Origin of the sequence: Brevundimonas sp., assembly GCF_041911375.1 — a bacterium.
Classification (GTDB): Bacteria; Pseudomonadota; Alphaproteobacteria; order Caulobacterales; family Caulobacteraceae; genus Brevundimonas.
In genome coordinates, this window is the sequence record NZ_JAYRPA010000073.1 from 1 (window position 1) to 17861 (window position 17861).

Annotated in this window: 19 protein-coding genes; 5 read left to right on the plus strand and 14 right to left on the minus strand. The window is 68.9% G+C overall.

Translation table 11 applies throughout. The annotated features are described in order from the left end of the window. From ACE3PU_RS12215 to ACE3PU_RS12250, 8 genes are all read right to left on the minus strand, one after another. The coding region (locus tag ACE3PU_RS12215) for a nucleotidyltransferase family protein (protein WP_374390147.1) at window positions 1–1065 on the minus strand (1065 nt) is incomplete at its 3' end. A 17-nt stretch (window positions 1066–1082) separates the two neighbouring features. Next, entirely contained in the window at window positions 1083–2927 is a 1845-nt protein-coding gene (locus ACE3PU_RS12220) for an ABC transporter ATP-binding protein (protein ID WP_374390149.1), read from the minus strand. Continuing rightward, complete coding sequence (locus tag ACE3PU_RS12225) at window positions 2924–3889, minus strand: hypothetical protein (RefSeq protein WP_374390151.1); 966 nt, start codon at window positions 3887–3889, stop codon at window positions 2924–2926. The genes ACE3PU_RS12220 and ACE3PU_RS12225 overlap by 4 nt, the downstream gene beginning before the upstream one ends. Then, window positions 3886–5730 (minus strand): asparagine synthase-related protein, encoded by a 1845-nt coding sequence (locus tag ACE3PU_RS12230; protein ID WP_374390153.1) that lies wholly within the window; start codon window positions 5728–5730, stop codon window positions 3886–3888. Before ACE3PU_RS12230 ends, ACE3PU_RS12225 begins: the two co-directional genes overlap by 4 nt. Then, window positions 5727–6095: a lasso peptide biosynthesis B2 protein gene (locus ACE3PU_RS12235; RefSeq protein ID WP_374390156.1), complete on the minus strand. Its 369-nt coding sequence runs from the start codon at window positions 6093–6095 to the stop codon at window positions 5727–5729. Before ACE3PU_RS12235 ends, ACE3PU_RS12230 begins: the two co-directional genes overlap by 4 nt. Window positions 6096–6129: 34 nt before the next feature. Further along, window positions 6130–6414: a PqqD family protein gene (locus ACE3PU_RS12240; RefSeq protein ID WP_374390158.1), complete on the minus strand. Its 285-nt coding sequence runs from the start codon at window positions 6412–6414 to the stop codon at window positions 6130–6132. Between the two features lie 138 nt (window positions 6415–6552). Beyond that, window positions 6553–6696, minus strand: a complete 144-nt coding sequence (locus tag ACE3PU_RS12245) for a lasso RiPP family leader peptide-containing protein (RefSeq protein ID WP_374390160.1) — start codon at window positions 6694–6696, stop codon at window positions 6553–6555. A gap of 227 nt (window positions 6697–6923) precedes the next feature. After that, the gene (locus ACE3PU_RS12250) at window positions 6924–7868 is read right to left on the minus strand and encodes a glycosyltransferase family 2 protein (protein WP_374390162.1); all 945 of its coding nucleotides are present in this window, start codon (window positions 7866–7868) and stop codon (window positions 6924–6926) included. A gap of 135 nt (window positions 7869–8003) precedes the next feature. Between ACE3PU_RS12250 and ACE3PU_RS12255 the strand changes: the two genes are divergently transcribed. Both ACE3PU_RS12255 and ACE3PU_RS12260 read left to right on the plus strand, forming a co-directional pair. After that, on the plus strand, window positions 8004–9008 hold the full coding sequence (locus ACE3PU_RS12255) for a glycosyltransferase family 2 protein (RefSeq protein WP_374390164.1): 1005 nt from the start codon (window positions 8004–8006) through the stop codon (window positions 9006–9008). Further along, complete coding sequence (locus ACE3PU_RS12260) at window positions 9008–10390, plus strand: O-antigen ligase family protein (protein ID WP_374390166.1); 1383 nt, start codon at window positions 9008–9010, stop codon at window positions 10388–10390. The genes ACE3PU_RS12255 and ACE3PU_RS12260 overlap by 1 nt, the downstream gene beginning before the upstream one ends. Window positions 10391–10782: 392 nt before the next feature. Here the strand turns inward: ACE3PU_RS12260 and pgm are convergent, their stop codons facing one another. Then, complete coding sequence (gene pgm / locus ACE3PU_RS12265) at window positions 10783–12447, minus strand: phosphoglucomutase (alpha-D-glucose-1,6-bisphosphate-dependent) (protein ID WP_374390168.1); 1665 nt, start codon at window positions 12445–12447, stop codon at window positions 10783–10785. A 251-nt stretch (window positions 12448–12698) separates the two neighbouring features. Between pgm and ACE3PU_RS12270 the strand changes: the two genes are divergently transcribed. Next, window positions 12699–13106: a hypothetical protein gene (locus ACE3PU_RS12270; protein ID WP_374390170.1), complete on the plus strand. Its 408-nt coding sequence runs from the start codon at window positions 12699–12701 to the stop codon at window positions 13104–13106. A gap of 697 nt (window positions 13107–13803) precedes the next feature. Here the strand turns inward: ACE3PU_RS12270 and ACE3PU_RS12275 are convergent. From ACE3PU_RS12275 to ACE3PU_RS12290, 4 genes are all read right to left on the minus strand, one after another. Then, a complete protein-coding gene (locus tag ACE3PU_RS12275) occupies window positions 13804–14889 on the minus strand; it encodes a tyrosine-type recombinase/integrase (protein ID WP_374390172.1) in 1086 nt (361 codons plus the stop codon). Between the two features lie 171 nt (window positions 14890–15060). After that, a complete protein-coding gene (locus ACE3PU_RS12280; protein ID WP_374390174.1) occupies window positions 15061–15297 on the minus strand; it encodes a hypothetical protein in 237 nt (78 codons plus the stop codon). Window positions 15298–15426: 129 nt separating this feature from the next. Then, entirely contained in the window at window positions 15427–15561 is a 135-nt protein-coding gene (locus ACE3PU_RS12285; RefSeq protein WP_374390176.1) for a hypothetical protein, read from the minus strand. Beyond that, window positions 15558–16073, minus strand: coding sequence for a hypothetical protein (locus ACE3PU_RS12290; RefSeq protein ID WP_374390178.1), 516 nt, complete (start codon window positions 16071–16073; stop codon window positions 15558–15560). Before ACE3PU_RS12290 ends, ACE3PU_RS12285 begins: the two co-directional genes overlap by 4 nt. 290 nt (window positions 16074–16363) lie before the next feature. On the opposite strand from ACE3PU_RS12290, the gene ACE3PU_RS12295 reads away from it, so the two are divergent. Further along, window positions 16364–16921, plus strand: a complete 558-nt coding sequence (locus ACE3PU_RS12295; RefSeq protein WP_374390180.1) for a hypothetical protein — start codon at window positions 16364–16366, stop codon at window positions 16919–16921. A gap of 80 nt (window positions 16922–17001) precedes the next feature. Beyond that, entirely contained in the window at window positions 17002–17229 is a 228-nt protein-coding gene (locus tag ACE3PU_RS12300; protein ID WP_374390182.1) for a hypothetical protein, read from the plus strand. Between the two features lie 43 nt (window positions 17230–17272). Here ACE3PU_RS12300 and ACE3PU_RS12305 read toward each other — a convergent pair whose 3' ends face one another. Beyond that, window positions 17273–17812, minus strand: a complete 540-nt coding sequence (locus ACE3PU_RS12305; RefSeq protein ID WP_374390184.1) for a hypothetical protein — start codon at window positions 17810–17812, stop codon at window positions 17273–17275. Window positions 17813–17861: the final 49 nt, after the last annotated feature.

The window sequence follows — 17861 nt, forward strand, 5'->3', positions numbered from 1 at the left end:
GAGCGCTTCGCTTGGTCGGTCGCTGAGCGCCCAGAGCAGCCGCCGCCGACGGGGCCAGGGGGCGTCGGGAGCGTCAGGGCGCAGGATCAGCGCCCGCAGGTCCGCGTCAGACAGCCAGGCCGGCGCCGTCGGAGGGCCTTCCCACCGCGAGGCGGACGGAGATGGGCGCGGCGGCGCCAGCGTCAGCACGGCCGCGGCGCGACGGGTGAGCGCCAGGCTCGCGCGCAGGCCCTGTCGGGCCGCCTCGGCCTCGAGGGCCTGATCGGCGGCTGGGTCGAGCCGGGCCGCGAGGGCGGCGTAGTCCACGACGTAACGGAGCGCCGGCTCGCGGTGGTGGAGCGCCTTGACGAAGCTCATGGCGCACAGGAGCAACTGATGGCGCGCCGAGAGCACGGGCAGGGGCGCCCCGCCCACGACTGATACCTCGCGGGCCTCGAGAAAGGCCGCGGCGAGCCGGGGCAGGGGGGCGCCGGGCTGCTGCAGTCGAAGATGCAGGTCGATGGTCGCCTCCGCGGGTCGGCGCGGCAGAAAATGACGCTCGCCCAGGAACAGCCGCCACCAGAGCGATCGGCACCGGGGGGCCAGGCCGTACCCCTCCGCGTCGAGCAGGGCGGCGGCGCGGTCGAAATCCCGCGGATGAACCAAAAGATCGATGTCGGAGGACGGTCGGATGAACAGTCCGCCGTAAGCGGCCTGCTGGATCAGCGGACCCTTAAACGCCACGACGGGGAGCCCTGCGGCGGCGAAGGCCGGCAGCACCCGGCGCATGGTCATCAGGTTCGCGCCGTTCATCCGGGTGGCGAGATCGCGGAACGTCGCCAGACGAGCGAGCACCGAGGCGGGCATCGCCCCGGCGCTCGCCGAGACGACCGGCCAAATCAGGCCCACGAGCCGATGGATCCGCAACTGCGCCACCAGATCGTCCCAGGCCGCGGCGTCAAGCCGCAGGGGGGGGCGGGTCTCGCCCGCGAGAGCGGCGGCGACCCAGTCGAGCAGCAGGGCGTCGACGGCCTTCCGCGCCGCGCCTTCAGGCAAGGGTGCGACCGGCGGGGGGAGCGCGGCCATGGGCTTCGATCGATCAATCACCCGGCGGCCTCCGCGACATCCGGAATCGGCCCGCCGCCCTCGCCGGCGAGGAGCCGAGAGAGGCGGCTGTCGGGTCGCGCCGCCAGTTCGGCGTAGCGGCCGACCTCGACCACCCGACCGGCATCCAGGGCTATCAGCCGGTCGGCGAAGCCGATCATCGACGGGCGGTGGGCGATGGTCACGACAGTCATCCGGCCCCGCAGATCCTCGACCGCGCGGGCGATGAGCTGCTGGTTGCGCCAGTCCAGCGCGCTGGTCGCCTCGTCGAGCACCAGCAGATCGGGCTCTCGCAGCAAAGCCCGAGCCAGGGCGATCCGCTGCCGTTCGCCTCCCGACAGGCCGACGCCCTGGTCGGCGATGCGGCCGTCCAGTCCGCCCGACAGGCGGCGGACCACCTCGGCGGCTTGGGCTTGCTCCAGCGCCCGCCACATGGCGGCGTCGTCCGCCAGCGGTGCGGCCAGGGTCAGATTGTAGCGGATCGAACCGTTGGCCAGATAGACCTCCTGGGGCACATAGGCGACGCCTTCGCGGAAGCGGCGTCGGGTCTCGGCGTCGAGGGCCACCCCGTCGATGCGGACGACGCCCGTGATGGGCTCCAGCAGACCCAGAAGCAGGTCCGCGGTCGTGCTCTTGCCGCTGCCAGAGGCGCCGATCAGCGCGGTGATCTCCCCCGCCGTCAGAGTGAAGCTGACATCGTCGAGCACGGCTTCCCCTTCGGGGCCGTAGCGGAACGACACATGCTCGAACGTGATCGCGCGCTCGAGCGGCAGGCGCGCCGCTGGACCGGCCGCTGGCGGCTCCTGAGCGTCCTCATAGACCTGGAGCACCTCCCGCACGGTGTCGTAGCCCCCGACGTTGAGGATCAGCGTGTGGTAGTGGGTCTGCAAGCTGGTGAAACGCGGTGAAACCCGCAGGAACAGGAACAGCATGACGGCGATCTGTTCCACGGGTAGGTCCAGACGGGCATAGCCGACGTAGATGAACAGCGCCGCGCCGACGGCGCTACCGGCCTGGAACAGGAGACCGGGAAGGGCGGCGACGCGCGACAGCTGCCGCACGCCCTGGGTCAGTTCCGCCGAATTGTCGATGAAGCGCTGGACGTAGCGCGCCTCCGCGTTGATGCTCTTGACGAATTTGAGACCGCCCAGGAACTCGCCGATGGTGCGGTACTGGACCTGGCGTTGCTGGCTGAGCGCCTCCCCGTAGCGGGAGGCGAAGGCCCGCAAGGGATGAAGGGCGGCTAGGAACAGAGCCCCCGCCACGAACGCGGCCGCCGTCATGGCGGGGGAGACCAGGAACGACAAGCCAATGTAGAGGACGAGCATCAGCACGGCCTGGAGGATGTAGAGCAGGCTGTTCAGGACGGCCTGGATCCGGTCCACGTCCATCGTCAGGGCGTGGCTGATGTCGGCGTGGCGCGCGGTCATTATCCGCCCCCAGCGTGCGAAGCCGACCGTCTCGAACAGTCGCGCGCGCACCGCGTTCGCCACGGTGAGGGCCGTGTCGATGAGGGTAAGGGTGCTCAGGCGCGACAGCAGCGCCTGCAGGATGACCGCCGCGGCCATCAGGGCCAGGAGCGGCGCCAGGCCCAGGTGCAGCAGGGGGCCGCCCACCCAGGCTGGGAGGACGCCGCCGAAGGTCAGGTCGCCGCCGCCGCCGGGCGCGAGCGCGGCCAGCACGGGCACGAACAGCAGGATCGAGACCCCTTCGGTCAGGCCCGCGGCCATCAGCAGGGCGAAGGTGGCCACCACCCTTTGGCGCGCATAGGGCCAGACGAAGCGGGTGACGCGCAGAATCCGGTCGGCCTGCCCCCTCAAGCCATGGCGCGCGGCTTCGCTCATGGCCGGCCGCCCGAATCCGCGACGTTCGACAGATAGGCGTCCAGGGCCTTCAGCGCCTCGAAGCCGGTAGGGACCTCCAGACGAGCCACGGACGCCTGGCGCGCCACGCGGCCGCACCAATCCAGGAACGCTCGCGCGTCCTCCCCCTCGAACAAGGCACCGCCGAACCGGGTCAGATAGGCGAAACGCATCAGGGCCTGGACCGCGGCGGCGCCCGCCAAGGGCGTGAGATCGAAGCGGGCGCCGCGATGGAGCACGAAGACGCCGCCCAGTTCGACCGGCCGGGTGTCGAAGGGCGCGGTCAGGGCGTGACGGTGCTTGGTGTAGGCGGCATAGGGCGTGGGAAGGACCTCGGCGTCCGCGAGCGCCATGCCCGCGGTCGCGCTGTCGGTGAGTTTGACCTGCGGATAGCCGGGGGCGACCAGCAGTCGTCCGTCCGCGCCGATCTCCAGCGCGACCACGTCGTCGGTGAGCAGCGGGCGACCGGCGCTGATCAAGGCTGCGGCGGTGGTGGATTTGCCCGCGCCCTTGTCGCCGACGAAGACCCAGGCCTTCCCCCCGAGGGCCACGGCGCTGCCGTGAAGCACCATCCGCCCGCGGCGCTGCAGGACCACCGCCATCACCGTGCCGAGGAGGGGCAGGGTCACCAGGTCGTCGCTCACCCGGGAGCCGGGCTCATAGGCGACGGTGCGCCCGTGCTCAATGCGGAAGCCGCCCACGTCTCGCCAGTCCAGCTGGTCGATCGTCCCTGTCTCGCCGGTCCCGAAGGCGAAGCGGAGCGGGGAGCCCCCGTCCCAGGGGAGGAACACGCCCGGGCGTCGAACAATCCGCAGGTCCGGCGCGGCGTCGGGCGGGGCCGCCGCAAGGTCGTCCAGGGGCAGGTCGGCCGCGATCGTCAGGCCGAAGGCGCGGCGGTGATCGGCGCCGGTCGGAACCCCATCGGGGCGCGAGGAGACGGTCATGAGCTGATCCTGATGGCATGGGTCTCGGCGAAATCCAGCCATTCGGCCACAGCCGTCGCCCGCCACAGGGTCTGGAGCGCAGCGCCGGGCGCGGCGCCGGGCGCCGTAAGGACGGTGCGGCGGGCCTGATCGACGGCGGCGAGATCGAGATATTGCGAGAGCCGATCCGCGTCCGCGGCGAAACGCGCGGCCGAAGCCGCGGGGCTCGCCCGCAGGCCGCGGGTCAGATGGTGGGCGAAATCGTGCTTGTCGCGCCGCCAGCGCACGGTGTCGGGCAATCGGTCCTGCATCGCTCGCCGCATGATCGCCCGGGTCCAGCCGTCCGCCAGTTTCTGATCCGGTTCGATCGATAGCATGAAGCGGACCAGATCCCTGTCCCAGAACGGGCAGCGCAGGTCCACCTCGCGGTGCGCCGCGCGCCGGTCCAAGGCCTCCAGGGCATAGGCCTGGGCGGGATCCGAGAGCGTCCAAAGGTGGCGCTCGCGGCCGGTCAAGTCGGCCGGCGCGCGCCGGCGTCCCGCGGCCAGCCGCGCTTGGGTGCGCGTCGCTAGGCCTGGGGCGAGCCCGGCGGTCGCCGGACGGCCGTCGCGGCGCGGCCACTGGTCCTCGAGCCGCTGCAGACGCCGCCCGCCTGGCCCGTAGAGCTTATAGTAGCCGAGCCAGACAGCCAGCGGCGAGGTCCCCGTGACGCGCGCCGCGCCGCGTCCCTCCCGCCAGAGGGCGCCCCAGCGGCCGGTGCGCGCCAGGTCGTGGAGGCGTTCGTAGCCGTGGGAGATCACCTCGTCCCCGCCATGGCCGTCGAGAAGGATGCAGCCCCGGGGCATGGCGTCGAACAGCCGGTCGGTCATCGCCATGGTCGGCGCCAGGCACAGGCCGTCCTGGATGCGCAGGAGGGCCTGGAAGTCGGCGAACGGATCCTGGAGGCCGGGATCGACGTACAGAGGGTCGAACGGGCCCGTCCGAACCACCGCCTCGATGAAGGGGCGCTCGGACACCTCGGGGAAGGCGTCGAAAACCAGGGACAGCGTGGGCAGGGGCTGGTCCGCGAACCGCGCCGCCGTGACGGCGATCGAGGAGGAATCGAGGCCGCCGCTCAGCGTCACCGCCACCGGCTCCCCGGCTGGCGTGCGGCGACGCACGGCCGCGTCGAACTGGGCGGCGAGTTGTTCGGGAAGGTCTCGCGCCTGCGCCGGCGGCGGCAGGGTCCAGTCGTCCCCGCGGGCGAGGCGAGCCCCCTCGGGACCGTAGATCAGCCAACCGCCGGCCGGCACGCGCCGGATTGCCTCGAACATGGTGTCCTCTGGTCCGGGCATCCGGCCGTGGAGGAATTCGGCGATCCGCAGCTCGGGGCTGACGCGCGGGACCCAGGGCAGGGCGAGCAGGCCCTTGGCCTCGGAAGCGAAGGCCAGACCCGCCGGCCCCTCGGCATACATCAGGGCCCTCGACCCGAAAAGATCGCGGCCGAGCCGCAGGCGGCCGTCAGTGGGGTCCCAGAGGGCGAAGGCGAACTCGCCCCCGAGGCGCGACAGGCAGCGGTCGCCCCAGCGGCGATAGGCGGCGAGGATGACCGCTTCATCGAGGTCGGGGCAGTCCAGATCGCGCGCCAGCCGCGCGCGATCGTCGAGACGGGCGTCGGCCGCGACCAGCCACCCCGTCGGCGGCCGCCAGGCCCCACCGGGTGGAGCGACCTCCGATCCGCCGGCCTGCGCGATGATCGCCGGGCCCGAGCCGGCGACGCGCCGGACCGCCCCCCGACCGAGCGCGGCCAGCATGGCCTGCGGATCGCGGGCCGCCGGGCGGCTGCGTCCGGTCGCCACCACGCCCGCCAGCCCGCGCCTCATCTGCCCGGCTGGAGGTCGGTCAGCGGGTGGAAGGTGTCCGCGTCCCCGTCTCCGCCGAGGAGGACGTGGCCGCCGCTTACCAGGGTGGCGTGGGCGCGGAAGGCTTCGCCCGGCGGCTGTTTGACGCCGATGCGGATCAAGGCCTCGCGTCCTCGCGCCGCCAAGAGGAGGTAGCCGGTCATCGCCTGGGGCAGGCAGCTGGCCCCCGGGGTCCAGCGCGCCGCCCGGGTGACGTGGCGATGGAGGCGACGTTTGCGCCAGGCCTCGGCCGGCTGTGTCCCGGCGCGCGGCAGCCAGCGCGCCAGACGGCGGTAGGGCGCGACGCGAAGTGCGGCGGAGAAGAAGACGAGCGTGGCCAAAGCCATGATGAAATGGCCGAGATCGGCGAGCCGGGCCGCGCTACGCAGCGTCGGGCTCCCGCAGCAGAAGCTTGCGCGCCTGGAGCGCTTCGAGCAGCGCGTCCACGTCCCGGGCGCAGACCGCCTCGTCCACGTCATAAGCCGCCCGGACCGCCAGTTGGAGCTCGCCCGCCGCGCGCGGTTCCTCCAGTTCGCGCCAGAGGAACAGGCCGACCGGATTGAGGCTGTAGTAGGCGCTGGTCGTCAAATCCAGCAGGACGGAGCCGCCGTCGAGTTCGGCGACGACGACGTCGGGGCGGGCGCGAAAGCGGGGAGACGAGGACATCAACGGGGCGGATCCATCACACGATCAGGCGGGAGTCGGCCGATGCAAGCGTCGGGCCGCGGGCAAAAAAAACGGGACCGAGGTCCCGTTCTCTCCAGGCGGCGCGTCGAGGACGGTCCGCCTTGATCGAGCTGAATATCAGCTGAAGATGTCCAGGGGATCCGGGACCGGTTGACCCGCGACGTAGTTGCCGTCGAAGGTGGAGCCGGTGGACGAGCCCTGGGTGATTTCCTCGAAGGTGCCGAGATCGGCGATCGAGGGCGTCTCGTAGGCGGTCTTCATCAAAGCCTCCATAGCCAAGTGGAACGTTGTTCCGTGGGTGTGTTAACGCACTGGTAACCTAAGTCAAGGCGAACGGCGATTCGGTGGCAATATTCATGCCGAATCTATGACAGATTCCCCGATTGCGCGACTTTTCAGCCGCATTCGCCAGTCGAGGCCGGCGAATGCAACAGTCAAGCTGTCATCTTAGCCGCGGCGATACTTGAGCCTGGCCTGCGCTGAAGTGATCAACCCGGCTGGAGCCGCCGTCGCACTCGGCGAAGGCGCGCCGCGAAACCCTCCCTCGCCGCCTGGCGCAGCCGCATCCGCATCTCGCGCGACCGCAGCGCCCGCGCGGCGGGCGCGACGGCCCCGGCCTTCAGGTCGGCGACCAGACGCGCGAACTGAAGATCGGCCTTCAGCACCGCCAGCCGGCGCGCCGCCAGAGGGCGAGCGTCCGCGGGCAGGGCGCCCACGGTCGCCGCCAGGGCGGTCGACATGCGCTGCAGTTGCTCGGTGTCGATCCTGTGGGAGATCGACCCGGCGCGGCGACGATAGCGGTAGCCGCACTCCGGCGAGTAGCGGTAGACGGCCCCGGCCGCCAAGGCCCGAAGCACCAGATCGAAGTCCTCGCCGATCGTCAGGGTCTCGTCATAGGCCAGGCCATGCCGGCGCAGAAAGGCGGTGCGCATGATCGGCTTCAGATAGCCGAGCTGGTCCGCGCGGGCCTCGCCGACCCCGGCCTCGAGGTAGGCGCGAAGATCGATGGGTCGCGCGATCGCCCAGGCCGGGGTCGACAGCCAGGAATGGTCGGGGGTCTCATCCGGATAGAAGGCGGTCAGATTGTCCGCGACCAGATCCGCTCCAAGGTCTTCACCGAGCGCCACCAGCCGGGCCAGCCGGCCTCGCGCGATCAGGTCGTCGGCGTCCACGACCGCCGCCCAGGGCGCGCGCGCCGCCCGCAGGGCGAGGTTGCGGGCCGCCCCCGGACCTGCCCCGGCGCCCTGGAGTAGCCGCACGCGGGGGTCGCCGGCCGCGACCGCCGTCACTGTCGCCGCTGTGCCGTCCCGGGACGCGTCGTCGACCACCAGGACCTCCAGCGGCGCATTTTGGGACAGGACGGAGGCGAGGGCGGCGCCGACGAGATCCTCCACGTCGCGCGCCGGCATGATCACGCTGACGGTCGGCGTCATGGGCGTCCCTCTCCTGGTCGCGCCCAGTTGAGCGGCGGCGCGGGGCGTGTCAACGCCGTCGATGCGCTCGCTTTGTCCTGGCGCTTGCTTTGCTGCGCCGGGCGTGGTGAGGCTGGCCCTCGCCCTGGAGGCTCGATGTCCGACCGCGACCCCGCTCTTGTCCACGTCCGCACGCCGACCTATCGGCGACCGGCTCTGCTCGCGCGCAGTCTGGCGTCCCTGCGCGCCCAGACCTGGCCGAACTGGGTGTGCGATGTCTTCGACGACGACCCCGACGAGAGCGGGCGCGCCGTCTGCGAGGCGTTCGGCGACGCCCGGATCCGCTATACGGCGAACCGCCCCCAGAAGTTCGCCTCGGCCAATATCGATCAATGCTTCTCATCGCGGAATCCGCACGACGCGGACTTTTTCTGCGTGCTGGAGGACGACAACCATCTCCTGCCGAACTTCCTCGCCGACAACATCGCGCGGGCGCGCGCCGCGGGCTGCGAGGTCGTCCTGCGCAACCAGCTTATCGAACGCGCGGCCGGGACGGACGAGGCGCGGCTCGACACCGTCGGGGTCCTGGACGACCAGTTCGTCGACGATCTCTATTCGCCCGACGCCTTCCGCCTCGCCCTGATTGCGGGCATCGGCGTCTCCAACGGCGGGCTGTTCTGGTCGCGTCACGCGATCTCGCCGCTGGAGATCGGCCATGCCTGCGGCGCAACCGCCCAGGAATACATGCGCACCTTCTCCATTCGCGAGCCGATCCTGGTGGTGATGGAGCCAGCCGCCGTCTGGGCGGAAAACGGCGTCCAGACTACGCGGGACCTGGGCGACCGCGCCGGCTGGTTCCGGCGCGAGATCGACCTCAAGCGCCGGATCCAGACGCTGCAGCGACTGGCTTGGCGGCAGGCCGGGCCCGCGCTGCGACGGAGCTACTCGACGAGCGACCGGTTCGCCGCAGCGCCGGGGGCGCGGATCGAAGGGCTGCTGAAGGCGCTTCTGCCCGCGCCAGCCGGCGGGCCGGTGGCGCTGCGCCGCCGTCTGGCGCTCCGCGCGCGCGGGCTGCTGATCCGAACCGTCGGGCGCTTGGATGACGACTTCCGGGCCTTCCTGAAGGGCCGCGCCGCGCCCGCCGGTCGGGCCGCGGTCTGATGGCGCGTCCGGCCGTCCGTCCCGCCTCGTCCGAGGCTTCGGCGTCCACCCGCCGCCTCAGCCCGCCGGCGTACCGTGGCGGGCGCCGGCTCACCGAGGCGCAACGCGAGCTGCTTCTGCAGATCGCCGCCTTCTTTCTGTTGGCGTCGGGCTGGATGGGGGTGCTGGGCCCGCTCGCGCCGCTGTTGTTCATGGCCGCCGCAGCGGGGCTTTTCGCCCTTGCTCCGGAACGGGCCGCGGCGAGCCTGTTGCGCTGCTGGCCGCTCCTCGTCATCGGTCTCCTGGCGTGTCTGTCGGCCCTATGGTCCACGGCGCCCGGGGTCAGCCTGCGGTACGGGGCGCAGCTGGCGATCACCGTAGGCGCGGGGATCGTGCTGGCGGGGGTCCTTGCGCCCTTGCCCACGATCCGGGCCCTCTTTCTGAGCGGCCTGTTCATCCTGATCCTGTGCCTTCTGTCCGGCCGGCAGGGCCAGTCGCAGGGCGGACCGGTCCTGATCGGCATCGTCGGGTCGAAGAACGCCATGGGAGCCCTTTGCAGCCAGATCATCTGCAGCGGCGGCGTGCTGGCGGCCTGCGGCGCGGAGTCTCGCCTTGTCCGCCTGGCTGCAGTCCCCGCGGTCCTGCTGGCGGCCTATGTGCTGATGGGCAGCTTCGCCACCGGCGCAGTGCTGGTCACTCTGATGTTCGCAGGGCTGGTCTGCGCCTTCTGCGTGGCCTCGCGGCTGCCCCCCACGACCCAGTTCGCCTTTGTCTTGCTACTGCTCGCGCTCCTGGCGCCCCTGTGGATGGTGCGCGAGGATTTGGCCGGCTACTGGGAGTACTTCGTGGTCGATGTCCTAGGCAAGGACACGGGGCTGACGGGGCGCGACTATCTGTGGGCCCACGCAGACCGGATGATCGCCGAACGGCCGCTTCTGGGCTATGGCTATCGCTCGACCTGGCTGAGCGACAGCGCCGACACGATCGGCTTGCTGCGCTGGGCCGGCCTGACAGACGGCGCGGGATTCAACTTCCACGACTCTTATCGCGAATGGGCGGTGGATTTCGGCCTGGTCGGGGCCGTGCTCGTTGCGATCGTCCTGTTTCGGGGCCTGCTCGCGACCGTTCTCCAGGCGATCCGGCGGCAGGCCCCGCTGACCGTGATGTTCTTCGCCGCCCTTGGGGTGGCGACCATGATCCGCGCCAAGGTCGAGCTGGTGCTGGGCCCCTTCACCCTGGGCGCGGTGCTGATCGTGGCCATCGCCGCCATGGGGTATCTGGCGGCGGCGGACGCGCGGCGGGCCGTCGGCCCCCGCACCGGTCGAACGCCCCCGCTCACGCCGCGCATTCCGGCGAGCCGGCTCCCCTCGGATTTCACCCCGGAGACGCGCCCTCCGGCTTGAGTCCAGCGGACGGGGCGGAGATTCCGCTCCGGGTTCACCCTTTGGAAAGCCCACGAGGCGTTCCCTGATCCTCCGACGGCCGTCTCCTCGACGCCCGTATCCCATCCCGATGACTTCCTCCCGATCAACCGTTGGGCTTCCGGGCCGTCCTGGCGCAGACGCTCCGACGCCGGTCTGGGCCGAACATCCGGCCGCTCGATTGGACGACGGCTTTCTCGAGCACTGGTTCGCCGCCTCGCATGACGCTAACGCCGCCCTTCTCCCTTCGGGGCCGGCGTTTGCAGACCCTGCGCCGCCCTCCGCTTTCGCGTCTGCCTGGGACGCCCTGCTGGGCGGCTAGGGCCGGGTTCCACCTCGGCGCAGAACCCCACTCCGCCGAGCGCTCCCACCGGTCAGGCATCGGTAGAAGGGGGCGCGATCGCCTGGCCCACCATAGCGCTGGCCTCCGCCTGAACCTGCGCCAGATGAGCGGCGCCGAGGAAGGATTCCGCGTAGATCTTGTAAACGGCCTCTGTGCCGGACGGGCGGGCCGCGAACCAGGCGTTGTCGGATACGACCTTGACGCCGCCGATCGGCGCGTCGTCGCCGGGCGCGCGCACGAGAACGTCACGCACCGGCTCTCCGGCGAGGCGATCGATGCGCAGATCGCCCGGCCTGAGACCGGCCAGCCGGGCCTTTTCCGCCGCCGTCGCCGGGGCGTCCACGCGGGCGTAGGCCGGCGCGCCATGTTGTGCCGCAAGGCGGCCGTAGAGCGCGCTGGCGCTCTCTCCGGTGTTCGCTTGGATCTCGGCGGCCAGAAGGCCCAGGATCAGGCCGTCCTTGTCGGTCGACCAGGGGGTCCCGTCGCGCCGCAGAAACACCGCCCCGGCGGATTCCTCACCGGCGAAAGCCAAGGAGCCGGAGCCAAGGCCTTCCACGAAATACTTGAAACCGACCGGAACCTCGGTCAGGCGGCGGCCTTGGTCGGCCACCACCCGGTCGATCATCGAGGAGGACACCAAGGTTTTGCCGATTCCCACCTTCGACGACCAGCCCGGCCGGTTCGGCAGCAGGTAGGCGATTGCGGCGGCGAGCATGTGGTTGGGATTCATAAGGCCGCCGTCGGGCGTGACGATCCCGTGGCGATCCGCGTCGGCGTCGTTCCCCACCGCGACGTCATAAGCGGCGCCGCGTCGCATCAGATCAATAAGGCCTGCCATGGCCCAGGGCGAGGAGCAATCCATGCGGATGGCCCCATCTGCATCAAGCGGCATAAAGGCCCAGCGCGGATCGATCGTTGGATCGACCACGGTCAGATCCAGCCGGTGCCTGTCCGCGATCGCGGCCCAGTAGGCCGTAGCCGCGCCGCCGAGCGGGTGGGCGCCGATCCGCACTCTGGCGTCGCGCACCCGCTCAAGGTCGACGACGGAGGCAAGATCGTCGACATAATGCGTCAGAAAGTCGTATCGGCCGGCGCGTCGAACGGCAGTCTCGAACGGAAGGCGGCGCACGTCCGTCAGGCCGGACCGGATCAGGGCGTTGGCTCGGCTGGCGATGGCGCGCGTGGCGGCGTCGTCGGCGGGGCCGCCGGAAGGCGGGTTGTATTTCACGCCCCCGTCGCGCGGCGGGTTGTGGGACGGGGTCATCAGCAGGCCGTCGGCCCGACCCGGATCATCGGCCGGCCGGGTCCGGTTGTGGCGCAGGATGGCGTGCGACACTGCCGGCGTGGGCGTGAAGCCGTCCCCTACGTCGATCAGGACCTCGACGTCGTTGCCCGCCAGCACCTCGATGGCGGTGCGCCAGGCGGGTTCGGACAGAGCGTGCGGATCTCGGGCGAGGAACAGCGGGCCCCGGACGCCCTGCATTCGACGGTGGTCGGCTACGGCCTGTACGATCGCCAGGAGGTGAGTGCGGTTGAAGGCCCCGTCCAGACTGCTCCCTCGGTGGCCCGACGTGCCGAACGCGACCGCCTGGCTCGGCTGGTCGGGGTCGGGGATGATCGTTTCATAAGCGGAGGCGAGTGCGTCGAGATCGACCAGATCTTCGGCGCGCGCGGGCAGACCCGCCCGCTCATGCATGATGTGACCCGCCCTCGGATGCGCGCGGGGCGAGCCAGGCCCGCCGCAACCACGGGTCCGCCTTCGGTCGGATTTGCATGACGATCAAGTCCCGGTAAGGCCCCGAGCATGTCGGTGCCGGCTCAACTCTTCCCTTGTCCATCAGGAGGGTCAAGACGAACCCAGCGCCGGCTCGCGTTTAGGCGTCGTTCAGCGTGTTTCTTAGCGCCTTCCTTCGCAGCAACGGCTAGGCCTGCGCCAAGGAGGCCGGATTGACCCGTCAGCACGCTCTCATCGCCGCCGTCCTGGTCATGGTCGCGGGCGCTTCGGTCGCCATTCTCGTGGCGCCGCGCCCCGCCGCGTCGAACCGATCCGCGGCGCCCCCCAACGAGCCGCAGGTTTCGTCCGAGGACGCCGTGCGGCGCGCGCGGATCGAGGCCCTTTTGGGCGGTTTTGTCCAGGCGCCGGTCAGCCTCGAGCGGGCGACAAGCAGCCCCGACACGCTCGGCGAGCGGGTCTGCGGGACTTTCCACACATTCCGTGTTGCTGGCCTTCGAGGCTTCGATGTCTGGTTTTATCGCGATGGCGAGATGTATCTGGCGGTGTCGGAGCTTAAACCTTGCCCGGAAGGCGAGGCGATCGTTCGCGACGGCCTGACCCAGTTTCACGCTGCGCGATAGAGATCTGCCGCCCTGTAATCTCAAGCGTGCCGGCGGTCCGCAGGCGACGAAGTGAAGGGTCACCCGCCCGGTGCACTGGCGCCAGAGAGCTACAACTCGGACGCTGTGCCGGCTCAGGGAAGGAACTGAATCGTTCGGGCGAACTGAATGTCGCGATTCCCAGGGGCGACTTCAGTTTCCTGCATCAGGCGACCGCCGTGCGGGCGAACCCAGTCCTGGGTGGGTTTCCCCGAGGACGCGGCAGTCCTCGACACGGCCGTTGGCCCGGGCTGGTCCACTCTCCCAATGACCGAGGTCGTCGTTCGTTCCTAATGGGTGGCTGGTGCGATAGGGAGTTGCTTTGGATTCGTGACTGCTCTGCAGGGTCCAGTTACCCGGCCAGACGCGCGTCTCGCGCACAGCCTTTGTCGAGCGGAAGGGGAAGGCATGCGCGACTTGCGCGACCCTCGTCTACCGATCCCTCGGCGAGGGCCGGGAGGCGCCCTCGAAAGATCAAGCATAACGCTCCGCCCAAGCGCGGCTGACGCTCCCCGGCTGGGTAGCGATTTGGTAGCGACAAGATTTTCAAAGGTAGGGCGAGAGGCCCTGACAATGCACTAAGTCTTTGATTGTCAGGGGTTCTCAGATGGTGCCGCCGGGCAGGATTGAACTGCCGACCTCAGCCTTACCAAGGGCGAAGGGTGCATCCGTTTTCCTCCTATGATCCAACCACTTTCAGGTTGGGCATCTCGTCTCTCCCCGTCTCGTCCCCAGATTTGGGCTCTGCGCTGTCCTCCCAGACTGCGCCGATCGACCCGGCCAGATGCGACGTATTCACGTGGGCGTAGCGCATCACCATCGCTGCGCTCTTCCATCCTCCCAGCTCCATAAGGGCGGTCAGGTCGCGATTGGCCCGATAGTGCCAGGTCGCCCATGTGTGGCGGCAGTCGTGCGGCGTGAAGTCCTCGATCCCGGCGCGGCGCAGCATCCCGGCCCACGCCGTCTTGATCTGGCCACCGCCTCCCTCGCGGACCTCGTAGGCTTCGCCCAAGGGCCGAGTGATGCCCCTCGCGCTCGTGCGGGGCAGGGCGCGGCGGAATACCGCTCCCTCGCGGTGCGGGAGGTTAGCCAGGGCCGCCAGGGCGCGCGGATGGAGCGGAACGCCTCGGGCCTCGCCGTTCTTCGTGTCGATGAACTCGACGTGCGCGCGGCTCAGGTCGACGTTCCTCCAGTCCAGGTACAGCGCCTCGGATAGACGTGCGCCGGTGGAGAACAGGAAGATCACCAACGGCTTCAGGTGTGGGGCGGCGGCCTCTATCAGTCGATTGGCCTCCTGATGCGTCACCCAGCGGATCCGGCCCTTCGGTTCCTTCGGTCGCGCTAGGACAGGCTTGTCGCACCACCGCTTGCGAGCGGCATGGTGCAGCACCGCCGAGACCGGCGTGTAAACGTGCCGGTTGACCGTGGAGGGCGCGGCGCCAGGCTTCAGCTTCTTGGCCAACGCGTCGATTTCGGCCTGGCCTATGCTGGCCAACGGCTTCGTTCCCAACGCCTTCAGGATGGGACTGAGGTGCGCCCGCTCGCCCCCAGCCTCCATGTAGCTCAGCGCCGCTTCGGCGAACGTGCGGGTAGCGGAATCACCGTGGACCGATCGCTTGAGCAGCTCGGCTTCGCGGACCGCGCGGATTTCTTCGGCCGCTTTACGGTCGCCAGTGCCAGTGCTTTCGTCAACGAGGATGCCCCTGACGGACCCGCGTAGGTACCAGTTCGGGGAGCCGTGTCGTCGTTTGAGGGTGAGGGGCATGGTAGAGCCTCCAGAAGGGCCTGGACGTCGTCAGGCGTGAACACATAGGCGCGACCGAGTTTGCGGCCGACGCCATGCGCCTTGGCCAGGCTGATGAGCGTGGCCTGTGAACAGGGGACGATCTCCTCGGCGATCAGCGCCTGGGCCGTCTTGATGACAGGCCAACCCATCTCAGGCGGCCTCATCGCGGATGGCCGGCGCGTTGCAGTTCGCCGCCTCCCGTTGGGCGATCCATTCGTCGATCGCAGACCTCCGGGCGCAGAGGGTGGCGCCGAGATAGAACATCGGGAACCGATGGGGGACATCCAGCCGGCGGTTCATGTCGATGATCCGCGACCACTTCGCCTCGTCGCCGAAGAGGTGCGCGGCTATCGCCTTGGCGCCGTAGAGAACATTGCTTTCGGCCATGGGGATGGCTTCCTTTCCAGTTTCGCTCCCCCATGAGCGCGGGCTTTTGTTCCCGTTTTGAGCCGGGGTTCCACCATCCCTCATTTTCCAAAATTCGCCAATAGGCGAGAGGTTCTTTCTCGCCTCGAATCATGGGTTTCCCCCGTTTTTCTGCAGCACCCATTCGATCTCGCAGGGCAGGGGCCGCGCGCTGATGAGATCGCACTGGTGGAACAGCTCCTCGAGGGCCGCTTCCTGCTCCGGCGTCAGCTTGTCGGGGATCATTGCGGACCCTCCCCGGTTTCAGGCGAACAGCCTTCGGCCGACTCGTCCACGCCGAGACCCACCATGCGCACGCCGCCAAAGCTGGGCTCGCGGTCGCTGTCGTGGCCTTCGTCCTCGCACTGGTCTTCCAGGTCATAGGTGAAGCCGCCGCCGTAGGGGCCGAGGTTCACGGCATGGCCGTGGCCGAAGGTGACGCCACAGAGGCTCGCCTCGGTCTCCCGGTCGTCATCCTCCTCGATGGCACCCTCGTCTTCGCAGGCCTCCTCGAGATCGGTCCATTCCTCCCCTCCCAGCGGCAGGGTCTTGGCGCTGTGGGCTTGGCTCAGCCAGTGGTCGACCTGGGGGTGGGCGAGGTTGGGCTCCAAATCGGGATCGGCGTCCAGGCCGTCCATGATCGTGATGAGGCGGTCCACCAACACCGACAGGCGCCGGTGAAGGCGAGCGCGGCTGATTGAGGGGTGTTCGATCACCTGCACTATGGGCGCGGGTGTGCTATTGGCGTCAAAGGCCATGACCTGATCTCCCAAGGATCGGTTGCGGTTAGGGCTGGGGGGAAGCTCCAACTTCCCTCCGGCCTGCTACTCTGATAACAGAGTAAGCATGGATGGTAAAGATACCTTGATAACAAAGAAGAGGCGAGGTCCGGCCCCGACCGGGCAGGGCACGCTCGTAGGTGTCAGGCTGCACCCTGACATGCTCGAGAAGCTGGACGCTTGGCTTGGTGCGGAGGCTAGGCACAAAGGCTTAGACGCGCCGAACAGCCGCGCTCACGCTATAAGGGAACTGCTTCGGGAAAAGTTCGGTGATTGACCCGATCGAGCGCCGCAGCGCTATCGATTCTATCGATGCCTATTTCCGGCCGGGTATAGAAACCGATGAGGAACAGGCCACAGTCCTGCAGGTAGAAAGAGCGAGACTCACGCTCTACGGATCTCTGGCGGCCTTAGCCGGCGCATTAACCGCTCTGATGGCGACCGATAAAAAGGTCAGCGAATGGATAGTCGGCGCTGGGTTGATGCTCTTGTTCGTCGGTGCCGTTATTGCATGGACTGGCCTAACGCACGCTCAGACGTTTCGATATCAGAGAGGGATTCGACGAAACCTTGAACGCCAGGCGGCCCTGCATGCAAGGTTCGGGCCCGACAACAAGGTGTTCGGTCCGGTGAGCGACAAGGTGCTGCAAAAGGCTCGAGACGACGAACTCAAGACGAATCGACGCATTGGCTCCGCAACTATGTGGAGCTCAATCTGTGTCATGTTTGGAGGCTGTGCTCTACTAACCGCCGCCATGGAGAGTCTTGAACAGCCGGTGGCGAAGAAAGACCCGAGCGAAGTCTCGGCAAAAGCCTCCGACAAGTAGCTTGTCCGAACGGAACGGGAACGCCTACGCTCGTCGTAGTGGCATAACTCCCAACCGAATGGCAAGGAAAGAGGCACTGGATGTCTGACGAAGCACTGGAAAAGGCCGATCAGGAAGCAACGGCCATAAGTGAGCGCATTGATGCGCTGAAGCTCGAAATCGTGGCGGCGGGTTACGCGCTCGCCAAGACCGGCGGCGACCACGAACTGCGAAAAGTCGCGCATCTGCGAGAGACGCTGGAACTGCTCGAGTTCGCGCTGAAGCAGCGCCCGGCAGCCTATGGGTATATCAAGTCGCTAATGGGCTGAACCTGGACAGCGGAAAGGGGGGTGTTGCCATGACGGCAACACCTCAGTTCCGCTCCTCGATGGTGAACGCCAGTCCGACATGGCGGGCCGTATCCATGGCCCATCCCGATCCCGCCGGCGTCGCGAAGCCCTCGATCTCCGGCGCGGCGATGAGAACCTGGTCACCATCGGCAGGAGGTCGGCGGAGCATGGGTGCGAACCGGAGCGTGGCCTTGCCGTCGCCGTCCGCCGTGGTGGCCTGGGTGACGATGTAGTTGTAGCGCCCATCCGCCTTGACCAGCGTGAAGACCTGACCGGTGACGATGGGCGTGGCGGGCGTCAGGCCCCGGATAGGTAGCATGGTCCCACCGTGGCCCGATCCATCCACCACCGGCGAGCCGACAGGACCGGCATCGAACGCGCCCTGGGGGAAGGGCATGATGACCGTGTCCGCCATGGCTGCAGCCAGGAGGCCAATCCAGGTCATGGCCTGATCGTATTCCATGGGCGGCATCACATAGTCGATGGCGAAGTGAGAGCCCTTCCGGTTGATGCGCTGGATCGAGCCGCCGAGGGCTGACCTCAGCTCCGCGACCGAGGTCACCAGGCGGACGTTCGCCGACCTGGGCGCGGGAGACGATGGGAGGATGACC

Bases quoted from the DNA above. Each gene is read 5' to 3' on its own strand.
- ACE3PU_RS12255 (WP_374390164.1), top strand. From the start codon at position 8,004: ATGTCCGACCGCGACCCCGCTCTTGTCCACGTCCGCACGCCGACCTAT.
- ACE3PU_RS12300 (WP_374390182.1), top strand. From the start codon at position 17,002: ATGTCTGACGAAGCACTGGAAAAGGCCGATCAGGAAGCAACGGCCATA.
- ACE3PU_RS12235 (WP_374390156.1), bottom strand. From the start codon at position 6,095: ATGGCTTTGGCCACGCTCGTCTTCTTCTCCGCCGCACTTCGCGTCGCG.
- ACE3PU_RS12285 (WP_374390176.1), bottom strand. From the start codon at position 15,561: ATGATCCCCGACAAGCTGACGCCGGAGCAGGAAGCGGCCCTCGAGGAG.
- ACE3PU_RS12245 (WP_374390160.1), bottom strand. From the start codon at position 6,696: ATGAAGACCGCCTACGAGACGCCCTCGATCGCCGATCTCGGCACCTTC.
- ACE3PU_RS12250 (WP_374390162.1), bottom strand. From the start codon at position 7,868: ATGACGCCGACCGTCAGCGTGATCATGCCGGCGCGCGACGTGGAGGAT.
- ACE3PU_RS12240 (WP_374390158.1), bottom strand. From the start codon at position 6,414: ATGTCCTCGTCTCCCCGCTTTCGCGCCCGCCCCGACGTCGTCGTCGCC.
- ACE3PU_RS12220 (WP_374390149.1), bottom strand. From the start codon at position 2,927: ATGAGCGAAGCCGCGCGCCATGGCTTGAGGGGGCAGGCCGACCGGATT.
- ACE3PU_RS12290 (WP_374390178.1), bottom strand. From the start codon at position 16,073: ATGGCCTTTGACGCCAATAGCACACCCGCGCCCATAGTGCAGGTGATC.
- ACE3PU_RS12225 (WP_374390151.1), bottom strand. From the start codon at position 3,889: ATGACCGTCTCCTCGCGCCCCGATGGGGTTCCGACCGGCGCCGATCAC.
- ACE3PU_RS12280 (WP_374390174.1), bottom strand. From the start codon at position 15,297: ATGGCCGAAAGCAATGTTCTCTACGGCGCCAAGGCGATAGCCGCGCAC.
- ACE3PU_RS12275 (WP_374390172.1), bottom strand. From the start codon at position 14,889: ATGCCCCTCACCCTCAAACGACGACACGGCTCCCCGAACTGGTACCTA.
- ACE3PU_RS12260 (WP_374390166.1), top strand. From the start codon at position 9,008: ATGGCGCGTCCGGCCGTCCGTCCCGCCTCGTCCGAGGCTTCGGCGTCC.
- ACE3PU_RS12230 (WP_374390153.1), bottom strand. From the start codon at position 5,730: ATGAGGCGCGGGCTGGCGGGCGTGGTGGCGACCGGACGCAGCCGCCCG.
- pgm (WP_374390168.1), bottom strand. From the start codon at position 12,447: ATGCATGAGCGGGCGGGTCTGCCCGCGCGCGCCGAAGATCTGGTCGAT.